General features: G+C 45.8%; 23 protein-coding genes. 21 read left to right on the top strand and 2 right to left on the bottom strand.

All coding sequences use genetic code 11. The features are described from left to right. The first annotated feature begins 14 nt into the window (after positions 1 to 14). The 9 genes from NYR53_RS19855 (at position 15) to NYR53_RS19815 (ending at position 12046) form a co-directional block, all read left to right on the top strand. Positions 15 to 2306, top strand: a complete 2292-nt coding sequence (locus NYR53_RS19855) for a hypothetical protein (RefSeq protein ID WP_261300959.1) — start codon at positions 15 to 17, stop codon at positions 2304 to 2306. 17 nt (positions 2307 to 2323) lie between these two features. Beyond that, positions 2324 to 2989 carry a TadE/TadG family type IV pilus assembly protein gene (locus NYR53_RS19850; RefSeq protein ID WP_261300958.1) on the top strand — a complete coding sequence of 222 codons (666 nt, stop codon included), beginning with the start codon at positions 2324 to 2326 and terminating at the stop codon, positions 2987 to 2989. A 36-nt stretch (positions 2990 to 3025) separates the two neighbouring features. Beyond that, positions 3026 to 3535: an A24 family peptidase gene (locus tag NYR53_RS19845; RefSeq protein WP_261300957.1), complete on the top strand. Its 510-nt coding sequence runs from the start codon at positions 3026 to 3028 to the stop codon at positions 3533 to 3535. A gap of 13 nt (positions 3536 to 3548) precedes the next feature. Next, positions 3549 to 5030 (top strand): DUF6382 domain-containing protein, encoded by a 1482-nt coding sequence (locus NYR53_RS19840; protein WP_261300956.1) that lies wholly within the window; start codon positions 3549 to 3551, stop codon positions 5028 to 5030. A 196-nt stretch (positions 5031 to 5226) separates the two neighbouring features. Beyond that, entirely contained in the window at positions 5227 to 6783 is a 1557-nt protein-coding gene (locus NYR53_RS19835; RefSeq protein WP_261300955.1) for an ABC-F family ATP-binding cassette domain-containing protein, read from the top strand. 13 nt (positions 6784 to 6796) lie between these two features. Further along, positions 6797 to 7087, top strand: coding sequence for a Dabb family protein (locus tag NYR53_RS19830; RefSeq protein WP_261300954.1), 291 nt, complete (start codon positions 6797 to 6799; stop codon positions 7085 to 7087). A gap of 177 nt (positions 7088 to 7264) precedes the next feature. Next, on the top strand, positions 7265 to 8287 hold the full coding sequence (locus NYR53_RS19825) for a M42 family metallopeptidase (protein WP_437180188.1): 1023 nt from the start codon (positions 7265 to 7267) through the stop codon (positions 8285 to 8287). Next, complete coding sequence (locus NYR53_RS19820) at positions 8284 to 10257, top strand: ABC-F family ATP-binding cassette domain-containing protein (protein ID WP_261300952.1); 1974 nt, start codon at positions 8284 to 8286, stop codon at positions 10255 to 10257. Before NYR53_RS19825 ends, NYR53_RS19820 begins: the two co-directional genes overlap by 4 nt. 175 nt (positions 10258 to 10432) lie before the next feature. Beyond that, entirely contained in the window at positions 10433 to 12046 is a 1614-nt protein-coding gene (locus NYR53_RS19815) for an ABC-F family ATP-binding cassette domain-containing protein (protein ID WP_261300951.1), read from the top strand. A gap of 57 nt (positions 12047 to 12103) precedes the next feature. Here the strand turns inward: NYR53_RS19815 and NYR53_RS19810 are convergent, their stop codons facing one another. Then, positions 12104 to 12316, bottom strand: a complete 213-nt coding sequence (locus NYR53_RS19810) for a hypothetical protein (RefSeq protein ID WP_261300950.1) — start codon at positions 12314 to 12316, stop codon at positions 12104 to 12106. A 72-nt stretch (positions 12317 to 12388) separates the two neighbouring features. Between NYR53_RS19810 and NYR53_RS19805 the strand changes: the two genes are divergently transcribed. From NYR53_RS19805 to kapB, 3 genes are read left to right on the top strand one after another with little or no spacing between them, the layout of a single operon-like run. Next, positions 12389 to 12910, top strand: a complete 522-nt coding sequence (locus NYR53_RS19805; RefSeq protein ID WP_261300949.1) for a hypothetical protein — start codon at positions 12389 to 12391, stop codon at positions 12908 to 12910. Then, on the top strand, positions 12910 to 13230 hold the full coding sequence (locus tag NYR53_RS19800) for a thioredoxin family protein (RefSeq protein ID WP_261300948.1): 321 nt from the start codon (positions 12910 to 12912) through the stop codon (positions 13228 to 13230). The genes NYR53_RS19805 and NYR53_RS19800 overlap by 1 nt, the downstream gene beginning before the upstream one ends. A gap of 27 nt (positions 13231 to 13257) precedes the next feature. After that, positions 13258 to 13647 carry a kinase-associated lipoprotein KapB gene (gene kapB, locus NYR53_RS19795; protein ID WP_261300947.1) on the top strand — a complete coding sequence of 130 codons (390 nt, stop codon included), beginning with the start codon at positions 13258 to 13260 and terminating at the stop codon, positions 13645 to 13647. On the opposite strand, the gene NYR53_RS19790 is transcribed toward kapB, so the two are convergent. Then, on the bottom strand, positions 13644 to 13865 hold the full coding sequence (locus NYR53_RS19790) for a hypothetical protein (protein WP_261300946.1): 222 nt from the start codon (positions 13863 to 13865) through the stop codon (positions 13644 to 13646). The genes kapB and NYR53_RS19790 overlap by 4 nt on opposite strands. Positions 13866 to 14138: 273 nt before the next feature. On the opposite strand from NYR53_RS19790, the gene NYR53_RS19785 reads away from it, so the two are divergent. From NYR53_RS19785 to NYR53_RS19745, 9 genes are all read left to right on the top strand, one after another. After that, positions 14139 to 15215 carry a Gfo/Idh/MocA family protein gene (locus tag NYR53_RS19785; RefSeq protein WP_261300945.1) on the top strand — a complete coding sequence of 359 codons (1077 nt, stop codon included), beginning with the start codon at positions 14139 to 14141 and terminating at the stop codon, positions 15213 to 15215. A 16-nt stretch (positions 15216 to 15231) separates the two neighbouring features. Continuing rightward, positions 15232 to 15867, top strand: coding sequence for a trimeric intracellular cation channel family protein (locus NYR53_RS19780; protein WP_261300944.1), 636 nt, complete (start codon positions 15232 to 15234; stop codon positions 15865 to 15867). Between the two features lie 38 nt (positions 15868 to 15905). After that, a complete protein-coding gene (locus NYR53_RS19775; RefSeq protein WP_261300943.1) occupies positions 15906 to 16385 on the top strand; it encodes a hypothetical protein in 480 nt (159 codons plus the stop codon). Positions 16386 to 16530: 145 nt separating this feature from the next. Next, positions 16531 to 16692 carry a hypothetical protein gene (locus tag NYR53_RS19770; RefSeq protein WP_261300942.1) on the top strand — a complete coding sequence of 54 codons (162 nt, stop codon included), beginning with the start codon at positions 16531 to 16533 and terminating at the stop codon, positions 16690 to 16692. Between the two features lie 21 nt (positions 16693 to 16713). Further along, positions 16714 to 17418 carry a YhcN/YlaJ family sporulation lipoprotein gene (locus NYR53_RS19765; RefSeq protein ID WP_261300941.1) on the top strand — a complete coding sequence of 235 codons (705 nt, stop codon included), beginning with the start codon at positions 16714 to 16716 and terminating at the stop codon, positions 17416 to 17418. A 467-nt stretch (positions 17419 to 17885) separates the two neighbouring features. Next, positions 17886 to 18770, top strand: coding sequence for an ATP-binding protein (locus NYR53_RS19760; protein WP_437180187.1), 885 nt, complete (start codon positions 17886 to 17888; stop codon positions 18768 to 18770). 4 nt (positions 18771 to 18774) lie between these two features. Next, positions 18775 to 20700: a nitric oxide reductase activation protein NorD gene (locus NYR53_RS19755; protein WP_261300939.1), complete on the top strand. Its 1926-nt coding sequence runs from the start codon at positions 18775 to 18777 to the stop codon at positions 20698 to 20700. Positions 20701 to 20847: 147 nt separating this feature from the next. Beyond that, positions 20848 to 22026: a formate-dependent phosphoribosylglycinamide formyltransferase gene (gene purT, locus NYR53_RS19750; protein WP_261300938.1), complete on the top strand. Its 1179-nt coding sequence runs from the start codon at positions 20848 to 20850 to the stop codon at positions 22024 to 22026. 43 nt (positions 22027 to 22069) lie between these two features. Continuing rightward, positions 22070 to 22552, top strand: a complete 483-nt coding sequence (locus NYR53_RS19745; RefSeq protein WP_261300937.1) for an acyl-CoA thioesterase — start codon at positions 22070 to 22072, stop codon at positions 22550 to 22552. Positions 22553 to 23012: the final 460 nt, after the last annotated feature.

Below are 23012 nucleotides of genomic sequence, written 5' to 3'. Positions count from 1 at the left end.
AAAGGGGGGAGTTTTTGAGGGAATTTGTTCGTTCAGAGAAAGGTGCAGTGTCTGTCTATCTGATACTCATCATTGTGCCGATATTTTTATTTCAAGCCGTACTCATTGATTTCGCAAGAATTAAACTTGCTGAAAAAGAAACGGAATCAGCGGTCAAAGCGGCAACACGATCGGTTATGTCAGCATACGATACAGAGCTGCAAGCGATGGGACTCTATGGTCTTGGTATTCCACAGGATGAAACGGAGGCGTTATTCCGCAAGGTTTTCGCAAGTAATTTGTCAGGTCAAGTATCGGCTGGCGCATTTCATTATGTGGATACAAGACCTGTAGAGAATGGCATGCGTGTTACCCCGGTTTACACATTAGCGAGTCATGCGATTTTTGAGCGTCAGGTGCTGGAGGATATGAAGATCAAGGCTCCCATCGAGTATACACTTGAGATTACCGATAAGTTTCGAAAAAGCGGAACAAAAGCTCCATTCCACTTTGGGTCTCAGTTTTCGAAAGAGGCAGCAGAGATTGAAAAACTCATGGATCAAAGAGAAAGTGCGCTAGATGAAGCATGGCAGAGCAGCGAAGAGCTTGTTGGTAAAATATCGAAGTATCATGCTTATTATGAAAAGCGTATCGCCGAACTAGACGAATTAGCTGCTCAAATTGGCATTCATACAGCAGATGAAGTGAGAAGCGAAATCGTAAATGTGAAAGAGCAACTTCGATCGATTCAAGATTCCATAAGGGATCTGGATATATCAATAGCTGCGCTAAGCCAAGCTGGACCTGGCGCTGTGTCTGGCATACAAGCCCTCGCAGCTTCTAAACAAATATTAAGTTCTCAGGCACAAGTCTTCGCCCAGAAGTTAAATGAGCTAGAAGCGTTGTTGCAGCTGATTATTAAATACGCAGCACTCCTAGCTGCTACGAAGCTGGAGGTTCCGGCAAACGGAAGAGAAATCCAGCGATTACAGCAAACAATTGAGCCAGCTCTACGGTTAGCAAAGCAGCGAAATGACGAGATACGTACGAAGCTGAATGGGATAACTCAAAGTTCGGGAAGCGGAACACCGGGAGGACCATCTAATGTCTATGAAGTGTTCCAAAACGTTCCTGTTTTAGGTGATGAATATTTCTACAGGTATCAGACGGCCATAGCTAGTATTACTGCGTTATTTACTGCATTCGAAGAAGTAATTAACACCGTATTTCTATACACATCTGATAATACAAGCAGAGCAAACCTAGCGAATAGTGCTTATTTTTCTGAATCTAACGAATTTCATAGGAAGCAAAGTGTTTTGGAAAAGACAAGAATGGACAAAAATGAGGCAACGGCAGCGAATAAGCGCCAACAAAAGAACAAGATTCAAGCCATTTTGGATCAAGCTAAACAATCAATCGGTTCTTGCAGTTTGCCGAATAATCAGAGTACTGACACTGAACTATACAACCGTCTTCAAGGGGAGGCAAGACAAGCAGCAGGTGAGAAAGGATTGTACCAAAAGTACAGAGAAGCTAATGCTCAAGATACGATGGTCGGCAGCGAGATTGCTTATGATTTAGAGAAACCAGAACCTGTAAGCTTAAACGCGATGGGGATGCTTGAAGCGTTTAATAACGCGGCAGAATCGATGAGAAATGAGCTTTATGTGAATGAATTTGCCCTTACGAAATTTAGTTACCGAACCTATGGATTGGAGAAAGACCCTGCGGGTCAGCCCAAATTATCCAATGAACTGGTGGATCCTGGAAAGCATAAGTTGGCAAATCAAGAGGTGGAGTATCTGTTATATGGATTTTCATCCTGTATGGCAAATATTTCGTCCGCTTATGCGGAAATGTTTGCATTCCGTATGGCGATCCGAACAGTCGAGGCGCTCCTTGATCCGAAAAAAGAACTGCTCGGTATAGGCTCACCCTTACTCGTGTTCTTGGCTGCTGCAGCAGAAGGCGCGCTGGAAGCTTTTCAAGATATGAACAAATTAACAAAAGGTGAAGCTGTAGAGTTATCTGCCAAAATCACGACATCAGTTTTAAGTTTGACGTATAAGGACTATTTACGCATATTTCTGCTCTTACATAATAATAATACGAAACTTATGGCTAGAATGCAGGCTCTAATCGAACTAGAAACGGGTAAAGATTTAGTTCAAGAAACGACGTATATTCAGGGAAACGGATCAAGCGAAGTGAGGTTGTGGTTTATTCCGCAAATCATGAAGCTGCTAGATGGGACTGGGTTACTGGGGTGTAAAGTGCAAGGGAATCAGTGCAGGTTCAGCAGTACTTCAGCTGTAGCATATTGAGGAAAAGGGGGCTGTTTATGCTTCGAAAGTTTCACCATGAGCAGAAAGGCGGCATGGTGTTGGAGGCCTCTTTGGTGCTGCCCTTCTTTTTAGCTTTTGTGATTGGTCTGATCATATGTATTCAAATTGCTGTACTAGAGATGGAGCTGCAAGCCGGTGTTTCGGAGGCAACAAAGTCAGTTGCCGGACAATTATACCCTGTAAGGCTTCTTGTCCAAGAAGCTAAATCGAAATTCGATCAGAGTCATGCAGCTCAGATGATGAGTTCAGTTGTAGATCGTGTACAAACGGCTCGTGATCAAGTGAAGAACACGGAGAATTTGGCCGATGAATATGCTGCTTACATACCGAATACACTCCTAGAGCTTGTTAAATTGGAAAAAGAGAAGCGCGAGTTAGGAGAAGGGAAGGCTCAAGAAGAGTTGGAAGAGCTTTATGATAGTCAAGTTAAGCCGCGCATTCATGCTGCATTCACACCGATTGTTTATGCATTTTGTAATCAAACAATTATGAAGAAAGAGAGATTTAAGGTCACTGCTATAACCCTCCCCAGTATGGAAAGCGGTGGTGATGCCCTTTTCGGAATTGAAGCTCAAATGACCTACAAGCTACCGCTGCCGTTTATAAGTCACACGATAATATTAAAGAAGAAGGCTGTGGAGCGGGCATGGGTAGGCGCCTAAGAACCTTGAAAAACGTTTAGGAGGGACCATTTTCCTTTGATTCATTTGATCTTATTTATACTTATTGCCGTTGCCTTTGTAATTGATGCACGTAAATCACTAATCCCAAACAAGGTTACTATCTGTGGAACAATGATTGGCTTTGTATTCCATGCTTTTACTGAAGGTTGGAGCGGTGTTCTTTTTGCTGTAATGGGTGCAATTACTGGTTTTACGGCTCTTCTTTTGCTTTATTTTTTTGGTGCTTTAGGTGCTGGTGATGTGAAGCTTTTTGCCGCAATTGGGGCGATTATGGGGGTTTCATTTGTCCTTCAATCGATGTTATATGCCATTTTATGTGCAGGTGTTATCGGACTTATTTTGCTCTTTATCCGTAAACAGATGATACATACAGGTCGTAAGCTTGCCATGTGGCTAGTTTCTATCGTTGTTATTCAAGACATGGGCAGTCTGATAGGAATGAAACATCAAAAAAACATGAAATTTCCGTTTATGTATGCGGTTGTACCGGGCGTTGCATTGACATGGTATTATTCGTTTTTATGAGAGAGGTGAATCGATGACGCAAGAAGTATTTGGACTTCGTTATGAATTTGTATATCGACATGGTCATTACATGGTGTTATATAAGGAAGATGGTTTGGATTCAAAGACTCTTTCGACTTTGCAGGTCAGGATGCTTGAAGCCAACGATGTGCCGAACCTTCTGCCGCTAGAAATACAAGAAGTGGATTTCCGCATAAGTTTACTATATAACTTGTCGGCTAAACGAATGTTGGCTCATGTTCTGAAGGTAGAAGGGTTGTCTAAACAGCATTTTGCAAAACTCATGTATGCGATTGTTTGTGCATTAGGAGAAAGTAAAAATTACATGCTTTTTGAATCCGGATATGTTTTGAAAGATAATTTCATCTTCATTGGCAGTGATTGGTCGGATGTATATCTGACATACGTTCCGCTTGAATCTATCAATGATGAAGATTCCGTCTTCAAATCGCTTGAGTCTTTGATGAAACACCTCTCACTTAAATTGAATGATGACGAGAGAAACAATGTGGTTTCATGGATGGAGTCATTATCGCGGAATCAGAACTTGCAAGGATATAAAGAGAATCTGTTAGAACTAATGGATGAACAAACGATCCTGAAAGAAGCTTCTTTGATATCTAATCAGAAAGATGATGAACAACACACTTTAAAACCATTTAACATGCAAATGCCTGCTTTAAAAGTAAATGAGTTGCCCAAGCCACTTTGGAAGCGGGATGAAGGTCAGCAGCAAGTTCGGATAAACACCACTATAGAGGAACTGGCCACTAAAATGAACGAAGAGCAGGGAAATCAGGTATCTTTTATAGCTTTATCAGGACGGAATCGAACGATTTTCCTTGCAGTTGTTATTCTGCTAATCGCGTTTATTTGGCAGAATTATTTTACATACCCATCTACAGGTACTCTGCAAATAAGCGCAGGAATCTCGATTTTACTCATGAATGTTTGGTTTGTTATTCGATTTTTAGGATTACCACACTTTCAACGATTCACAAAAGGAAGCAGCGGGGTTAACCTCGCCTTCTTGCCGATTGCAGAAAAGAAGCTAGAACCAAACCTAGTAACACCAACACCTGAACCAATAAATATCCAAAATTACTATGAAAATTTACATATGCATACGACCTTACTTAATCACAAAAAGCCAAACGCAACCGTTTTCCTTGGTAGGCACATGAATCAACCAATAGGAGCCAGGCTTGAATGGCAGTTTGAAGGGACGACAAAGTCTGTTCCACTGAAGAACGATCATTTTACGATGGGCAGAGGCGATGCCAATTTGAAGGTCGATTATGTTTTGGATGAAGCGGGAGCTTCCCGATTACATGCTGAAATTATTAAAAATGAAGAGGGTTACGTGATAAAAGATACAGGTTCAACGAATGGGACCTATTTAAATGGTGAACCATTAGTTACTTACCAGCTCTACCCTTTAAAGGATGGGGATGAGATTCGAATTGTGCGGCAGGAGATTAAATTTCGTTTGTAAAAGTAAAAAGTCACGATCATTTGGCTTGATCCGCGACGTCCCTAGTGGGGCGTTTTTCTGCATAATTTTATAAAAGCCAATGAATACGCTTCCCAGAGGAATTTACCTATTCCTGTCTTGCATGAGCAGTGTTATAATAAGAAGTCGTGAGTAAGAGCGATTATCTTCGAAATAGACAGGAGTTAGGAATTACGAGATGAGTCTTTTGACAATTGAAGATTTGAGCCATAGCTTTGGAGATCGTACGCTATTTAAAAATGTATCCTTTCGATTGCTCGCTGGAGAGCGTGTTGGTATCGTTGGTGCTAATGGCGTGGGGAAATCCACGTTAATGAATATATTGACCGGAAAAGTTCTAAAAGATACAGGTAAGGTTGAATGGACGCCGCGCGTTCATTACGGATATTTGGACCAGCATTCCGTGTTAGAAGCGGGCAAAACCATTCGCGATATTCTGCGCGATGCTTTCCTTCCTCTCTTTGAAGAGGAGAAGGAGATGATGGCGATTACCGAGAAGATGGGTGACGCCACACCGGAAGAGCTTGAGGTTCTTCTAGAGCAAATGGGCGATATTCAAGAGCGTTTGGAAATCGGCGGCTTTTATATGCTGGATGTGAAAATCGAAGAAATGGGTAATGGTCTTGGCCTTAATGCCATTGGTTTAGACCGTGACGTTACTTCCCTTAGCGGTGGTCAGCGGACGAAGGTGCTTTTGGCTAAACTGCTTTTGGAGAAACCGACTGTTCTTCTCTTAGATGAGCCGACCAACTATTTGGACGTTGAGCATATTGAATGGTTGAAAATGTATCTCAAAGATTATCCGTTTGCCTTTATGTTGATTTCACATGATACGGAATTCATGAATGAAGTTGTAAACGTGGTCTATCACTTGGAATTCACGAAGCTGACTCGCTATACAGCGAATTATGAGAAATTCCTGGATATGGCTGAAATGAACAAAACACAGCATATTGACGCTTATGAAAAGCAGCAAGAGTACATTAAAAAACAGGAAGATTTCATCGCGCGTAATAAAGCGCGGGCTTCAACTTCAACCCGTGCCAAGAGCCGGGAGAAACAACTTGATAAGATTGACCGAATTGAGCGACCGGAGACGGCTATGAAGCCGACTTTTGTGTTCAAGGAATCACGTTCAAGCAGTAGAGTTGTTTTTGAGGCGGAAAACCTGGAGATCGGTTATGATCGTGCTCTTCTACCTAAGATGAATGTAACGATTGAGCGCGGCGAGAAAATAGCTATTGTCGGATGCAACGGTGTAGGTAAATCTACACTTCTCAAAACGATTCTTGGTAAGCTTGAGCCTTTTAGCGGCAAAACATACCGTGGTGACTACTTGAGTCCTGCCTATTTTGAACAAGAGGTTAAAGCACCAAACATGACGCCGATCGATGACGTTTGGAACGAGTTCTCTTCGATGACTCAGAATGAGGTCCGAGGTGCACTTGCCAGGTGTGGGCTCAAAAATGAGCATATCACACGTGCGATGGGTAATCTTAGCGGTGGTGAACAAGCGAAAGTAAGGCTTTGTAAACTGCTGATGAGAGAAAGTAACTGGTTGTTATTCGATGAGCCTACGAACCATTTGGACGTTGTTGCCAAAGAAGAGCTTCAGAGGGCTTTGAAAGAATATAAAGGTACCGTTCTGCTCGTTTGTCACGAACCTGAATTTTATGAAGGTTGGGTAACAAGAGTGTGGAATGTTGAGGAATGGTCTGCAAAAGTAACCAATTAGGGGGAAATCATTCATGTTAACGCACGTTGTGTTTTTTAAGCTCAAAGATCGCAGTCCGGAAGCGGTTGAAGTAACAAAGGCTGTACTTACGAACATGGAAGGTAAAATCCCGGTCCTGCGTCATATTGAGGTTGGAACTGACATTTTGCATCTGGAACGTTCGTATGATATTGCATTGATTACCAAATTTGATTCATTAGAGGATCTCAAGGCATATGACACGCATCCCGTTCATGAAGAAGTGAAGGCCCATATGAAGACAGTCCTTGATGGAACGTCCATTTGTGTTGATTTCGTAAGCTAATCTAGTTTGAAAAACATAGGGGAACAGTGTAGTATCACTAGAGGAGGCTTGTTTGTGACATATGTCATGAGCTTGCTTACGAAACCTAGACTGCACTGTTTTTTATGTCTCTAGAGAAAATATAATATATAGAAAAGGGAGGAATCCCGAGTGAAAACGAAATTAAATAAAGCTTATATGACAGAAATTTTAGAGCTGCTGCTGCGGACTCCGAGCCCGACAGGCTACACGCATCATATTATGCAAAAAGTTGAACAAGAAGTAAATAAGCTCGGATTTGAGCTTACATATACGAAAAAGGGCTGCGGTATTGTAACGATTCCTGGTACCCGCCAAGAGCGTGTCATTGGCATTTCTGCGCACGTGGACACACTCGGCGCAATGGTGCGTTCGATCAAAGATAATGGCACTTTGAAAATCACTTCATTGGGCGGTTTTATGATGGGCGCTATTGAAAATGAATACGTTCAAATTCATACGCGTGATGAACGCGTTTATGATGGGACTATTCTGACGTCGAGGCCATCTGTACATGTGTATGAAGATGCAAGGGAATATAAACGTGATGAAGCCAATATGGAAGTGCGTATTGATGAGCTAGTGAAGTCCAAGAAAGAGGTTCAAGATCTTGGCATTCGAGTGGGGGATTATATTTCATTCGATCCGCGCGTGCAAGTGAAGGAGAATGGCTTTGTAAAGTCGCGTCATTTGGATGATAAAGCGAGTGTTGCTTCCTTGTTTGGGCTATTAAAGTTGATAAAAGATGAGGGCTTGAAGCCTGAATTTACAATCAAGCTGTTCTTCTCCAATTATGAAGAGGTTGGTCATGGTTCTGCCTTTATCCCTGATGATATAACCGATTTTATTGCGGTGGATATGGGTGCTCTGGGTGATGATTTGAGCGGAAGCGAGCGCGATGTATCGATTTGCGCGAAGGATTCCTCAGGTCCTTATGATTATCACATGACTTCGAAAATGATTGAACTGGCCGAAAAGCTGGAAATCGGCTATGCCGTTGATATTTATCCGCGGTACGGTTCAGATGCATCTGCCGCGCTTCGAGGCGGACGCGATATTCGTGCTGCGTTGGTGGGTCCAGGTGTTCATGCGTCACATAGCATGGAAAGAACGCATATGGATGCTGTAGTGAATACAGCAGCTCTTCTTGCGGCTTATATCATGGAGCCGGTCCTCGCATGAATATACTTAGTGCAGTCAATATAACCAAAACATTCGGCGACAAGGTGCTGTTCGATGATATTTCGTTCACGGTGAACGAGAAGCAACGCATCGGTCTCATTGGCGTGAACGGAACAGGCAAGTCCACGCTGCTGAAGCTGCTAGCGGGGCTGGAAACAGCGGATCGCGGCAAGCTCGTGCACGCGAACCATTTCCGAGTGGAATACTTGCCACAGAACCCGGAGTTCGATCCGAACTCCACAGTTCTTGAGCAAGTATTCCACGGCGATACGCCGCTCATGAAGACGCTTCGCGACTATGAGCTTGCACTTGCTGAGTTGGAGTTGGACTCCTCCAACGAGAAGAAACAAACGCGGCTGTTCAGCGCCCAGTCGCGCATGGATGAGCAAGGTGCCTGGGAAGCCAGCACCTTGGCCAAAACCGTGCTGATGAAGCTAGGCATCAGCGAGTTCGACAAGCCCGTCGGCCAGCTGTCCGGCGGTCAGCGCAAACGCGTTGCCATGGCACGCGTTCTCATTCAGCCCGCCGACCTGCTCATCCTCGATGAGCCGACGAACCATATTGATAACGAGACGGCCATCTGGCTTGAGGAATTCCTCAGCAAATGGCGCGGAGCCTTGCTGCTCGTTACCCATGACCGGTACTTCCTAGAGCGGGTAACCTCCCGCATTCTGGAGCTGGACCGGGGAAAGATCTACAGCTACGAGGGGAACTACGAGTGGTTCCTCGAGAAGAAGGCGGAGCGGATGGAGTCCGAGGCAGCCAGCGAAGATAAGCGGCAGAATCTCCTCCGCCGCGAACTGGCTTGGCTTCGTCGCGGTGCGAAGGCGCGCACGACGAAACAGAAGGCGCGCATTGGGCGCGCCGAAGAACTGCGGGACCGCAAGGTAGATGGTCCCGGGGAGAAGCTTGACATGGCGCTGGCAGGCAGCCGTCTTGGCAAGAAGGTGATGGAGCTCGAAGACGTCACCAAAGCTTTCGAGAGCGGAAAGCCGCTGCTTAGCGGCTTCAGCTACATCGTAATGCCGAGGGATCGCCTCGGCATCATCGGTCCGAACGGCAGCGGTAAATCGACGCTGCTGAACATGCTCGCCGGTCGTATTCAGCCCGACAGCGGGACGATCGAGACCGGTACGACCGTGAAGCTTGCTTACTACACGCAAGAGAACGTCGAGATGGATGAGAAGATGCGCGTCATCGAGTACATCAAAGAAGCTGCGGAGCAGATTCGTACCTCGGATGGAGAGACGATATCGGCGTCGCAAATGCTCGAACGCTTCCTCTTTTCGCCAACCCTGCAGTGGTCGCCAATCGGGAAGCTTTCCGGCGGTGAACGACGCAGACTTTATTTGCTCCGCACGCTTATGGGAGAACCGAACGTACTTCTTCTGGATGAGCCGACCAACGACTTGGATATCCAAACTTTGACCATACTGGAAGATTATCTGGATCAATTTCCTGGGGCTGTTATTACGGTTTCCCATGATCGATACTTTTTGGATCGGACCGTTTCGCATCTCTTTGCCTTTGATGGCGCTGGCGGGATTGAGCCTTACATTGGCAATTATTCCGAATACTTGGAAGAGAAGCGTGAGCAGGAAGAAGCTGATCAAGCCCGGAAAGAATTGATTCGTCAAGCAAGCTCTACCAAGTCTAATGTTGGTTCCAACACATCTTCAGCTGTAGACAACAGCAATTCTGCGGCAGCAGGTAGCTCATCGAATGCGAACCGTCCCAAGAAGCTAACTTTCAAAGAACAGAAGGAATGGGACGAAATTGAGAGTACGATAGCATCTTTGGAAGACAAAGCAGCGAGCTTGAAAAAGCAAATTGAAGCGGCTGGCAGTGATTTTGATCGTGTTCGCGATCTGTATGAGCAAGAGCAGCAAACGGCAGCGGATTTGGAAGCGGCGATGGAAAGATGGACTTATTTATCCGAGTTGCTAGAGAAAATAGAACGAAACAAATAGGAGAGACTTTATCTTCAACGTTATCTTCGAGACATCTTCGATTAGGGATCCCAAAAAGGAGAGACTTCGTTCTTCGATTAGGGATCCCAAAAAGGAGAGACTTTAATCTTCGATTAAAGGTCCCTATATATGATATGATAGAACAAACTACTATAAAGGCAGGTATGTACTAAACATGATTAATGTTAATAACGTGACGCTTCGTTACGGCAAGAGAGCCCTATTCGAGGACGCCAATATCAAATTTACACCGGGTAACTGCTACGGATTAATCGGAGCAAATGGTGCCGGTAAATCCACTTTTCTGAAAATTCTTGCCGGTGAGATTGAGCCAAACACAGGCGAAGTCAGCATCACACCTGGTGAAAGAATGGCTGTATTGAAGCAAAATCATTATGAGTTTGACGAAATCGAAGTTTTGAAAACTGTTGTTATGGGTCACTCTCGTTTGTTCAAAATTATGGAGGAAAAAGATGCTTTGTATGCCAAAGCTGATTTTTCGGAAGAAGACGGCATGAGAGCAGCTGAACTCGAAGGCGAGTTTCAAGACTTAGATGGATGGCAGGCCGAATCGGATGCCGCTGAGCTCCTTATCGGTCTGGGTATCCCGACTTCCCTTCATGACACGAAGATGAAGGATCTTGAAGGCAATGAGAAAGTTCGTGTTCTCTTAGCGCAAGCGTTGTTCGGCAATCCGAACATTTTGCTGCTCGATGAGCCTACCAACCATTTGAACTTAGAGTCTATTCGTTGGCTGGAACAATTCCTTTCCCGCTTTGAAGGCACAGTAATCGTAGTATCCCATGATCGTCACTTCCTGAACCAAGTATGTACACATATTGCGGATATTGACTTTGGGAAAATTCAAATGTATGTGGGGAACTATGATTGGTGGTACGAGTCCAGTCAACTGGCCCTTCGACTAGCTAGAGATGCTAACAAGAAAACCGAAGAAAAACGTAAAGAGTTGGAAGCTTTTATCGCACGCTTTAGCGCGAATGCTTCCAAATCCAAGCAAGCAACTTCCCGTAAAAAACAACTTGAGAAGCTTACTCTTGAAGATATTAGACCTTCCAGCCGTAAATATCCGTTCATTCACTTTAAAGGTGAGCGTGAAGCTGGTAAACAGCTGTTAGCAGTTGAAGGTTTGTCCAAAACGATTGATGGCGTTAAAGTATTAAACAACTTGTCGTTTACGATCAATAAAGGTGATAAAATTGCCTTTGTCGGTCCGGATGGAATTGCTAAAACGACGCTTTTCAAAATCCTGATGGGTGAAATGGAAGCAGATGAAGGCACGTATACTTGGGGAGTTACAACTTCACAAGCCTATTTCCCGAAAGATAGTCAAGATTATTTCAACTCCGAATTGACATTGGTAGACTGGCTTCGTCAGTATTCGAAAGATCCGGACGAATCCTTCCTTCGCGGATTCCTAGGCCGTATGTTGTTCTCAGGCGAAGAAGCTTTAAAGAAAGCGAACGTCCTCTCCGGGGGAGAAAAAGTACGTTGCATGTTTTCCAAAATGATGCTCAGCGGTGCTAATGTTCTCATTCTTGATGAACCTACGAACCATTTAGATTTGGAGTCCATTACGGCTCTCAATAACGGTCTTGTTGATTTTGATGGTACGATTTTATTCGTTTCCCATGACCATCAGTTTATCCAAACGATCGCTACCCGCATTATGGAAATCACACCGAAAGGTATGATCGACAAAATGTTAACGTACGATGAGTATCTGGAAAGCGAAGATGTGAAAAAACAGCGTGAAGTCCAATACGCATAAAGTAAAAAGCGCCCTGACAATTACTCTCAGGGCGCTTTTGCCTACGCAAAGCGATGTTTAGCTGCCGCCGGTACGACGGCGTTGATTATTTACTTTTTTCGTCATTTGGCTTTTGCCGCTTTGGTTAGTGTTTCCGGCTTGTTTCGGGTTAGCACGTGCAGCGGCTTGATCCGCTTTCTTCTGGGCTAGTTTCTGCTTGATCGCATCAGCTAGACTTACTTTTTTGGGGCCTTGTTGTTCGCCCTGTTGATCTTCAGGCTTGTCTGACATAGGAACACCTTCTTTACGTGGTATGCTTTTAGTATAATCGAATCAAAGAAAAGATGAAAGAAGGTGTGGAGGATGTTTGACCCAACGATCTATGACAATATAAAGGTTGTGCTTGAGGGAGCTGTCTATGACTTGGATTTGGACGGTAAAATTATCATCACGCGGCGGCATGATCAAGTTGATCTATCCTCGATGTCACGCACATATGCCATTGAATTTGCCCGTAAAATCGATAAACCAAGCAAAGCCGAAATTAACCTGCATGTTCATTTGAGTGATTTAGCAGCGGAAATTTTAGAAAATCCAACAGCCAAACCAGGCTGTACGTTGACCATTAAGCTCTTTACCAAAGTTAATAACCCAGAATTGGAATGTCCTTATATCGAAAAGCAATTAGGTGCCATCTGGGAGCATCGTCCGCAAGTCATTCAACTGCTTTCTTATGAATATGGACATCATCCAATTACGTATCATAATCAAATCACATTATCTTTTGGTCGCAAAGTGGATGAAAGTCAAATTGATGATTTCCCTCATCTTATCGCGTATGCTGTAGATAGTTTAGCTTGGTTGGATGAAAGAGGGAGCAAGTAATGCAGGAATTAACGGAGCAGGAGCTGTTAGAGCGAGTAAACAGAACGCAAGAAAGTTCGTTTGCAGTTTTTCTGTATACACCTTTATGTGGGACATGCAAAGTGACAGAGCGGATGTTAGATATCATTAAAACGATGCTGCCTGCTTTACCGCTTGTAAAGAGCAATATTAACTTTCTTCCGCAAATTACTCGGGAGTGGCAAATTAGCAGTGTACCCTGTATAGTCATCTTAGAACAGGGAAAAGAGAAAGAATTTATGTACCGCATGCAATCGGTGGATGAGCTGTATCGTAAACTGCTGCCGCTTAACCGCATGTGAAATAGAGGAGAATGGAGTTGTTGATGAATGAGTAGTTTTCAAATAGGAGATCGCGTAACGGCTGAGTATAAAACAGGTGCTTATTATGGTGAGGTTGTGGAGGTAAGCAGTTCGATGAAAGCGGCAGTCCGCATTCTGGCTGTAAAGGAGCATCCGACACAGGGGGATTTACATAACCCGATGGATCCAAGTGTAGCTTTTTTTCATCAACGACGAGCTTTGTCTTATCAAGAAATTGCCTTAATACCTATATCCACTATACGTCCTTATGCGGGACAGATTCCGGATTACCAAGATTCTCTGAAGAGAGCGCTAATGGCGCAAATCAGTAAGCTGTCGGAAATGGAAGCGTGGGCCCGACGCTCTCTGCAGGAGCTTGATCAGTTACAGAAAGAATATTTCGGGGCGAAAGATTAAGAAACTTCCAGATACAATTTCGTGCCGTCGTTATATTTGAAAATGGCGACATCACCTATGATCTCGATCATCGAGATCATTTTTAATTTTTTGCGAAATTCAAAATTCATCTCAAATTCCTTTAGCTTACTGGACAACAGTTCCATATGGGATCGTTTATGTGTGAAATTAAGCACAGGGATGGTTTTGTTTTTGAATTTAATGGTTAATGCTTGCATGTCAAGCCCTCCTTCGAGTTTTCCATTGGGAAAACGAACTTCATTCGCATTCATTACGTCTGGTCTTTACATTAAGGATACATTTCAAATGTTAGATATGTTAGGGTCAAACTATTAAAAAAGTTTTAGCAATTTATTATATGTAAAGAATAGCTCTAGAGGGCCAGTTCCTCAAAGATTAATTTGAGCACAAGATATTGGTTGTTGCGACGAAGGATAAGCACATTTATAATAAGAAAGATTGAAATCTAACACGTTCTGGGGGATAAAGAAATGACAGCTGGAAAGCCAATTCGTATAGGTATTATAGGTTCCGGTAATATCGGAAATGTACATATGGAAGTGCTGAAAAAAGTGCCTGAGGCCGAAATCACCGCTGTAACAGATGTCTATTTGCCGCTTGCTGAAGCTAGAGCCAAAGAACATAACATTGAACGTGTTTATGAAAGTACGGACAAGCTGCTCTCGGACCCATCTATAGATGCGGTAATTATTGCTGTGTCTAATGAATGGCATGCGCCGATCGCGGTACAAGCACTAGAGGCCGGCAAGCATGTTATGCTCGAGAAGCCCATGGCTTTAAATCTTGCGTCGGCTAAACAAATTGTTGAAGCGGAACGCAAAGCAGGCAAAGTCCTGATGATTCCGCACCAACTGCGTTGGGAGGCCTTATCATTAGCTGTGAAACAACAGGTTGAGAAAGGTGCGCTTGGCCACATTTATCATGCAAAAGCAGGCTGGTTGAGACGCAAAGGAATTCCGGGCTGGGGAACTTGGTTTACCCAAATGGGGAAATCCGGAGGCGGACCACTAATTGATCTTGGTGTGCATATGTTGGATTTATCTTTATACTTGATGGGAAATCCGAAACCTGTTTCAGTCTATGGAGCGACGTACGCTGAGTTCGGACCGCGTAAAAAAGGGATTGGATCCTGGGGAGCACCTAATTGGGAAGGTCAATATGATGTGGAGGATTTGGCAACAGCGCTGATTAAATTTGACAATGGAGCTACTTTATCACTGGATGTAAGCTGGGCAGCTCTCATTGAAACAGATAACCAACCTTATGTTCAGCTGCTTGGGAGCGAAGGCGGGGCCTCGATTCGTGGAACGAAAGGGAAGCTGTTCGCAGAAATGTTCGATCGCGAAGCCGACATTGACCTTACGGTACCTGAATTCGATGAAGGACCTCGTGTCCGTATGGCGAGACATTTCTTGTCGTGTATCGAGAGCGGCTTACAGCCGTTGACATCTGTCATGACGGGATATACGAATAATTTAATCTTGGATGCGATTTACCGTTCATCGCAAACAGGTAATGAAGTGAAATTGGACTGGGACATCGAGTAGATAGGGGCTGCAGGAAGTGAATTGGGAGTTATTTAGTATCATCGGAACGATTGCATTCGCGGTGAGTGGAGCCATAGTTGCCATGGAAGAAGAATATGATATATTAGGCGTCTATGTACTCGGACTTGTTACGGCTTTCGGCGGCGGAGTCATACGGAATTTATTGATTGGTAAACCGATCGTCCTGCTTTGGGAACAGGGTATCTATTTTCAAATTGCCTTGTTTGCAATGACACTTGTGTTCTTTATGCCCGTTCGATTCATCCGATTATGGAAGACTTGGGAAGCTTTCTTCGATGCGATTGGTTTGGCTGCTTTCTCCATTCAAGGTGCACTTTATGCAACGAATATGGGCCATCCGCTTAGTGCCATTATTGTTGCCGCTGTGCTGACGGGTATTGGCGGGGGGATTGTACGGGATGTCTTAGCAGGACGCAAGCCGCTCGTGCTCAAGGATGAAATTTATGCCGTTTGGGGCATGTTGGCTGGTGCTTTAGTCGGACTTGGTTGGACCCAAGGCGCATGGCAGTTAGCTGTCCTATTTTCGCTAATCGTGGTTCTGAGAATGCTATCGGTCTTTTATAAATGGAAACTGCCCAAACGTTCCTTGCGGGGTTCCATAGGTGAGACAACACGTAGAGCTGATTTGTAGCATCCTGTTATCTAAAGTTTGAAAGGAGGATGGTTAAGATGGAAACTTCATTGTTACAGCAGCAAAAGATTTCGGCAGAGACGATTGCTTCGCGAATTATTTCGGTGAAAGAGTTACTGCACACGGAGCTTGACATGTATGAGGTATCTAAGGACGTAGAAACAGGAGAGCATTATCTGCATTATGCTTACATGCACCGGGATTTTACGAACACCGGCGAGCCGGAATCGTTTCATTATTTGCTGCCTATAGACAGCGATGATGTGCTAGGGTTGATATTTGGGGAGCAGGGTTATGCCTATCCAGAACATTGGCACAAATCATTTTTGCGAAATGGTCCAGAAGGTTTTTATATTTGGTTTGACCCTTCGCATGAAGCGCAACAAACAGAGGATGATGCGATTGCACAGGATCTATTAAATAAGCTGAGAGCTTTTCGTGAGAATGGGAATGTAGACCCGGAAGCGGTCCGTATGTTGCTTGATGAACTGGATGAAACCCGCAATAAAAAGGAATAGCTAGGATTGACAGCCTTTAAAATGTTTTTCTAAAGAAGCCAGCTTGCCGATAATTCGGCGGCGGGCTTTTTTTTGTTTAGTAAAAATCAGGATAAATGTCCATATTAACACCAATAGCTTTTGCTTAGGAGAGGGGGAAGAAATCATGGATACAGAGTCCTACCGTTTTGCTAATTTTGGCACACGTGAAGATTTGCTGGAAGATCTGCGCAGTCTAGAGTCCCGTATGAAGGATGAGCTGGGGTATGAGGTCGCCCTAATTGCTTACACGCAAGAAGATGATCAGAGTAAGAAAAATAAAGTTTGAGCTATTAGATGGGGGGCACATATGAAAAAGACGATATTCAAAATCGTGGTGACCGCTTTACTCGTTAGCCTTTCAGCAGGCTGTACAGCAGTGAGTCCCAAAAATCAAGCAGGCGCAAGCTCTTCCAACCCGAAAGCCGGCAGTTGGGATACAGGATTAAGAAACAATGAAAATCCTTCGATGGGTGCAAAGAGTGTCAATCAATCACCGCAGCCAACGATACTTCAACCTACGATCGATAATGTGAAAGCACATGTCAACACGCATTTGAAGCTGAATCGGGATTTGGCGGATCAAATTATTCAAGCGGCGCACCTAGGATCTACCGCAGTTGCTATAACCGATAACAATATTTATGTCGCTGTTGATATGGGGGGCATGCAAGCGATGGGCGCTGATGATGGCGTTAAAATGTTAAGTAAACATAACGACCCGGAAAACGAAGCAGGCTTGTTCGGCTCGGGGGTAGGCTCCCAGATGGATTGGCTCTCGGCCAAACCGCTTCCAGCGGAAAGTGCCAATGCCATTCGACATTTATTAACTCGGATTTATCCGGAAACGAATATTTTCATCTCGTCGAATCCACATTTCGTGAATCGGATGATGTACTATGACACGCAACAGCGAAATAATAAACGAATGGATACGTATTTGAATGAATTTAATACGATGGTCCAGTATGTGTTTCCAACCTATTCCTCGGGGCAAAGAAATGTCTTACCTTAAGAATGATGAACAGGCAAAATGCGTAACTTTTCCATAATTGCGTTCCCTCAGCTGTCTGCTGGGGGTTTTGTCATATATATTTGCGTTCTTAAAATGTTGAATGACTTCTAAAAAAGGAGTATGACGGTGTTAACAGATTCCGAATAACGGAATGCTTGGCACGCGTCTAACTAGGATAAATGAGCAATCGGTATAAGGTCCGCGCTTATTGTAGTTCGCGAGAGTGTGATTACGTTCATAAGGATGATGTAATCCAAGCGATTAACTTTGAAACCGCATATGGTTTGGCGCTGTATTATAATGATATCCCTTCCAAACCGAGTTGTCCGAAGTGCGGCGAATCGATGGCTTTTTATTCCCATTCCATTATTGATGAACCGTGGTTGCCCTGAAAAGCTTGACAATCAAAGCTTCCCTGATAAATAGTTAGAGGACAAAGGGATCAGGAAAGGACCACCAAAGTCATGATGATAGACACTTTACCACAAGAATTATATGAGCATATAGAGCAGAAAAAACAGCAAAGAAGCAAAGAGCTTACCGCAGAAGATCGTAAACTTATTGGAACTGCAGCTTTCGAAGCACCTCGTGAAGACATATTAACGGATGCCCTGATTGCTCTCTATTTGGGCAAAAATGTCTTGTTGAAGGGTCCAACAGGATCGGGAAAGACGAAGCTGGCTGAGCATGTTTCAGCATTCTTTGATCAGCCCATGCATGCCGTAAACTGTTCAACAGATCTCGATGCGGAAGCCTTGCTAGGATTCAAAACGCTAACGCACGATGAACAGGGTCGTACTCAAATAGCCTTCATTCCCGGTCCGATCATGAAAGCCATGACGAAGGGGCATTTTCTATACATAGACGAAATTAATATGGCCAAGCCGGAAACGTTACCTTTGATAAATGGTGTTCTGGATCATCGTAGATCGATTACAAACCCTTTTACAGGGGATGTCATTTCGGCACATACGGACTTCCGTGTTATTGCAGCAATTAACGAAGGTTATATTGGTACAGTGCCTCTCAATGAAGCTTTGAAAAACCGATTTGTAACGATTGATGTTCCCTATTTGCAAGGAGAGACACTATTTCAACTGCTTAAGAGCAAATCTGTTTTACGGGATGAAAAGCAATTAAGAACATTCGTACAGTTATCTGCCGATTTACTATCCCTCATTGAGATGGGGCAGCTGCCCGACGAAGCAGGTTCGATTCGAGCTTTACTGGATGCTTGCGATTTGACGGCATATATTCCTCCCATGCGGGCAGTTGCGCGAGCGATCGCGGATAAGTTAGAGGATGAAAGGGAGCGTGCAGCCGTGATGAATGCGGCCGAGACGTTATTCTAAGCCAATGTTTGTAGGAAAGCTAAGCTTACTAGAGGATAAAATCGATGCGATGCTGCAAATGCAGCTTGTAGATTTGGCCCGGATGTTCACGAAACGCAAAGAACTTGAGGTGGAAGCAGCGTTCCATGCTGACTATGAGGAAACTTCTGCTCGTTTAACTGTGAGTCAGTTTTGGCGGGACTATCCTCCGGTTGATAAAGCGGCAGGAATGAAGAGTGATGTTTACCTGCGCGGTATCGGTAGTGCTTGGTACACAGGTGCTGATGCGGTAAAGTCATATCTACATTCTTGCCAAAGTGCGAGCCTCCCGAAGCTGGCTAATTCGATCTTTGCGCTATGTGAGGATATGCGGTTAGAGCGTATTTGTCGAGCTCGCAGACCTGGAACTGCCCGTGTATTCGCACATCGACATCGCATTTTAAGGGTCTATTTTCATCATAAGCTGCGGACTCACATAAGCAAAGGCGAGTTGGCAGACGCTGTTCTTTTATTGGTTTATGGTTGGTTTACCGGTTTGGAATGGCATACAGGCTTGGAGGATGCTGGTACTGGACTTTCCGGTCGGTTAGCTCAGCTGTATCCGATTTTCGAACAAATTGAGGAAGCTGAACATACGGCCGAGGTTGCTGCTTGCTGCGAGGCGATGATGGACTCGCTGTCTTATTGGCTAGACAGAGATGCGACAGCCGCTTATTTCTGGATGCAGCCGTGCAGCGGAGTGGAGGAGCCGCTGCCTGCAGGGTATAAGGGCGAGCTGAAGCGTGCGAAGCGGCTCGCTAACGATGATGTGCTCCCCGAGCAAGAGGGGGAGCGTCGTCATCAGTCGGGCCAGGAGCGCATGCCGACCTGGCACCGCGAGAGCAGCGACCGCAGCCCTGGGCTGCTGCGGTTCGAGCTGGAGCGCGGCTCGCGCACAGCCGCGCAGGGGTCTGCGCCCCGCGAGGGCGACGCGGCCGACCAGGCGCTCGCCATCGCCCAAGGGCGCTCGGTGCGCGCTAAGCGCACTGGCGCCGCCTCCGGCGAGCGGCGCGAGGGTGCTGCCGTGCCCGCTGCCGCGGGGCACGGGGAGGGCGCCGTCGCCGCCTATGCGACGGCGACGTGGCTGGCGCCTGAACCGCCGACTGCTGCGCAGGAGGCCGGGTACAGGCGCCTGAGCGAGCGCGCAGCGCCGCTCGCGAAGCCCTTGCAGCGTGCCATCCGGCGCACGCTGGAGCAGAAGCGGATCGCCCCGCACGGCGATCGGCTGTTCGGGCGGCTCGACAAGCGGCTAACGCGAGCCGTGACGCAAGAGATGCCGCGCCTCTTCTATAAGAAGCGCGCGCCGGTCCCCCAGCTCGACGCGGCGTTCGCGCTGCTCGTCGACTGCTCGGCGTCCATGTATGACAAAATGGACGAAACCAAGCTCGGTCTCGTGCTCTTCCACGAGACCCTCCGAGCCTTACGAATCCCGCACGAAATCGTGGGATTCTGGGAGGACGCGGACCGCGTCACGGAGCAGGAAGCGCCGAACCTGTTCCAGGTTGCTGTCGACTTCGGCTCCTCCTTAGCGTCCGGGAGCGGCGCGGCTCTGCTGCAGCTTGAGCCGCAGCAGGACAATCGCGACGGCTTCGCGATTCGCCGCATGACGGAGCGGCTGCTGCGCCGCACAGAACGGCAGCGCATCCTCATGGTGTTCTCGGATGGCGAGCCTTCGGCAGCCAATTATAATGATGTTGGTATCCTCGACACCTATGAAGCCGTGCTGCACGCTCGGCGTCAAGGTATTGAGGTTATCAGTATTTTTCTGGCTAATGGTGTTGTCCATGAAACGGAGCGGATTGCTATGCGCAACATGTATGGGCGCAGCAGCATTGTCGTTCCCAATGTGGAGGATCTCGCCGAACAGTTGGTGCCTATTTTGCGCAAACTTCTGCTCAAATCTATCTTTTAATGTCGAAATCCTTTACAATAGATCAGGGTATTTTTATGTTTATGGCAGCAGAAATACCCTGTTTATCACCAATATCTTTTTTTTCCTACATACATTTCAAACCATTTATTCGCTTATTTTGACATCACATAAGGGGGATTTCATTTCATGTACGGAGCACCATTATCGAACAAAGCCAAGAAAATTATGCTGCTTGGATCCGGGGAGCTTGGGAAAGAAGTTGTTATCGAAGCGCAGCGCCTAGGGATTGAAACAATTGCTGTGGACCGTTACGCGAATGCACCAGCTATGCAAGTAGCACACCGCAGTCATGTCATTAATATGCTTGATGGGGAGCAGCTTAGAGCTTTGATTGAGCAAGAGCGACCGGATCTTATCGTACCTGAAATTGAAGCGATCGCTACGCCTGTTCTTGTGGAGCTTGAGAAGGAGGGCTATCGTGTCATTCCTACAGCTACAGCATCCCGTTTGACGATGGACCGCGAGGGGATTCGCCGTCTTGCTTCGGAAACACTAGAGCTGCGGACAGCGAAGTATGCTTTTGCAAATAGTCTAGAAGAATTGCATGCTGCCGTTGCGGAGATTGGTACACCATGTGTCATTAAGCCGATCATGAGCTCCTCGGGAAAAGGGCAAAGTGTATGCCGCACACCTGAAAATGTGGAACAATCGTGGAACATCGCTATGGAAAGCGGCCGCGCGAAAAACGCTCGTGTAATTGTGGAAGAATTCATTCATTTTGAATCTGAAATTACGTTGTTAACGGTTCGTTCCGTTTCAGGAACTACGTATTGTGAGCCGATTGGCCATATTCAAAAGGATGGCGATTACATCGAATCATGGCAGCCTCATGCGATGACGGAGCAGCAAATTTTAGACGCCCAACACATGGCCAAAACCATTACGGACGCTCTTGGAGGCTTCGGTCTTTATGGCGTTGAGCTGTTCCTGACCAAGGAAGGCGTATATTTCAGTGAAGTTTCGCCGCGACCACATGATACAGGTATGGTTACGATGGCAACTCAGGATTTGAGCGAGTTCGCCCTGCATGCTAGAGCAATTCTGGGGCTTCCTATCACAGGAATTCGTCTTTTGACGCCAGGTGCAAGCTATACACTTAAAGCGGACCGTGAACAGGTAGAGTATACAATTAGCGGGTTAGAGCAAGCTCTATCCGTACCCAACACACAGGTTCGCGTCTTTGGTAAGCCAGAGACGAAAGTGGGACGCCGCATGGCTGTTGCGCTGAGCAGTGCAGATACGGTAGAGGAAGCACGAAGCCTTGCGAAGCAAGCGGCTGGCCTGCTTAAGCTAAACTACGAATAAAATTAGATTACCCAAGTCAAGTCATCATCAGGAGGCAAGCATAATGGAAGCAAAACCAGCAAGACTCTCCCGAACCGTGTTGACAGAAATCATTTTGCCGGCAGACACGAATTATCACAATACCGTGTTTGGCGGCCGCGTGATGCAGTATATAGATAAGGTTGCAACAATAGCCTCGATGCGCCATTCGCGCAGAGGTGTCGTGACAGCATCTAGTGATAGTTTAGACTTCTTCGCCCCTGTCAAATTAGGAGAGGCCATTCAGTTGGAGGCATTTGTAACGTGGACACATCGAAGCTCGATGGAGGTTTATGTGAAAATCGAATCGGAGAACCTTCTAACAGGTGAAAAGAAGCGTACTGCGACGGCCTACCTAACCTTTGTGGCGCTAGATGATAACGGACAACCGTGTCCGGTGCCGGAAATCATCCCAGAAACAGATGAAGAAAAACGCCTGTTCGAAACAGCCGAAACCCGATTTGCCGCGCGCAAGCTGCGCAAAGAAGAGCGCAATTTGACACAATAAGTTAAATACTTTCATCGTAAATAGCTGAGATTGACGGAATTTCCATCTAGATGTAATAGTTAATGAATGCAATAGCTCTTCCGAAAGTATCGGGCAGTGCGCGCCTAGCCAAGCTAGGCACAACTTACTGATGCAAGTTCAGTCGGGGTAAGGTCCAAGCCGCCCCGTAGCTAGCAGGCAGACGTCGGCGAAATCCGGCGGCTGAAGCCCTGTGAAAAGTCGCGCCTCGCGCGATGAAGCAAATCTGCAGGCCGTAATGAAAATGAATCCTACCGCATCGTGAAACTGAACCCGGGAGGGATAAGAGGGAGCCGAGCCACGACTGCCCCGGCGAAGGCCATGGAACGCGCAAAGATCTTGGAATGCAGCGCAAAAGAACCCTCCGGTGTAAAGGGATCGGCATGCAGAGACAGTTGTGTTTGGAACTAGGGAGACCCTCCCCCGCACGAAGTTTTTTTTT

This window comes from Paenibacillus andongensis, from assembly GCF_025369935.1.
Lineage (GTDB): Bacteria > Bacillota > Bacilli > Paenibacillales > NBRC-103111 > Paenibacillus_E > Paenibacillus_E andongensis.
This window is presented reverse-complemented; position numbering and strand designations above follow the sequence as displayed.

Coding starts and splice junctions, on each gene's coding strand:
- NYR53_RS19850 (WP_261300958.1), top strand. CDS start 2,324: ATGCTTCGAAAGTTTCACCATGAGCAGAAAGGCGGCATGGTGTTGGAG.
- NYR53_RS19840 (WP_261300956.1), top strand. CDS start 3,549: ATGACGCAAGAAGTATTTGGACTTCGTTATGAATTTGTATATCGACAT.
- NYR53_RS19835 (WP_261300955.1), top strand. CDS start 5,227: ATGAGTCTTTTGACAATTGAAGATTTGAGCCATAGCTTTGGAGATCGT.
- NYR53_RS19830 (WP_261300954.1), top strand. CDS start 6,797: ATGTTAACGCACGTTGTGTTTTTTAAGCTCAAAGATCGCAGTCCGGAA.
- NYR53_RS19825 (WP_437180188.1), top strand. CDS start 7,265: ATGACAGAAATTTTAGAGCTGCTGCTGCGGACTCCGAGCCCGACAGGC.
- NYR53_RS19820 (WP_261300952.1), top strand. CDS start 8,284: ATGAATATACTTAGTGCAGTCAATATAACCAAAACATTCGGCGACAAG.
- NYR53_RS19815 (WP_261300951.1), top strand. CDS start 10,433: ATGATTAATGTTAATAACGTGACGCTTCGTTACGGCAAGAGAGCCCTA.
- NYR53_RS19810 (WP_261300950.1), bottom strand. CDS start 12,316: ATGTCAGACAAGCCTGAAGATCAACAGGGCGAACAACAAGGCCCCAAA.
- NYR53_RS19805 (WP_261300949.1), top strand. CDS start 12,389: ATGTTTGACCCAACGATCTATGACAATATAAAGGTTGTGCTTGAGGGA.
- NYR53_RS19800 (WP_261300948.1), top strand. CDS start 12,910: ATGCAGGAATTAACGGAGCAGGAGCTGTTAGAGCGAGTAAACAGAACG.
- kapB (WP_261300947.1), top strand. CDS start 13,258: ATGAGTAGTTTTCAAATAGGAGATCGCGTAACGGCTGAGTATAAAACA.
- NYR53_RS19790 (WP_261300946.1), bottom strand. CDS start 13,865: ATGCAAGCATTAACCATTAAATTCAAAAACAAAACCATCCCTGTGCTT.
- NYR53_RS19785 (WP_261300945.1), top strand. CDS start 14,139: ATGACAGCTGGAAAGCCAATTCGTATAGGTATTATAGGTTCCGGTAAT.
- NYR53_RS19775 (WP_261300943.1), top strand. CDS start 15,906: ATGGAAACTTCATTGTTACAGCAGCAAAAGATTTCGGCAGAGACGATT.
- NYR53_RS19770 (WP_261300942.1), top strand. CDS start 16,531: ATGGATACAGAGTCCTACCGTTTTGCTAATTTTGGCACACGTGAAGAT.
- NYR53_RS19765 (WP_261300941.1), top strand. CDS start 16,714: ATGAAAAAGACGATATTCAAAATCGTGGTGACCGCTTTACTCGTTAGC.
- NYR53_RS19760 (WP_437180187.1), top strand. CDS start 17,886: ATGATAGACACTTTACCACAAGAATTATATGAGCATATAGAGCAGAAA.
- NYR53_RS19755 (WP_261300939.1), top strand. CDS start 18,775: ATGTTTGTAGGAAAGCTAAGCTTACTAGAGGATAAAATCGATGCGATG.
- purT (WP_261300938.1), top strand. CDS start 20,848: ATGTACGGAGCACCATTATCGAACAAAGCCAAGAAAATTATGCTGCTT.
- NYR53_RS19745 (WP_261300937.1), top strand. CDS start 22,070: ATGGAAGCAAAACCAGCAAGACTCTCCCGAACCGTGTTGACAGAAATC.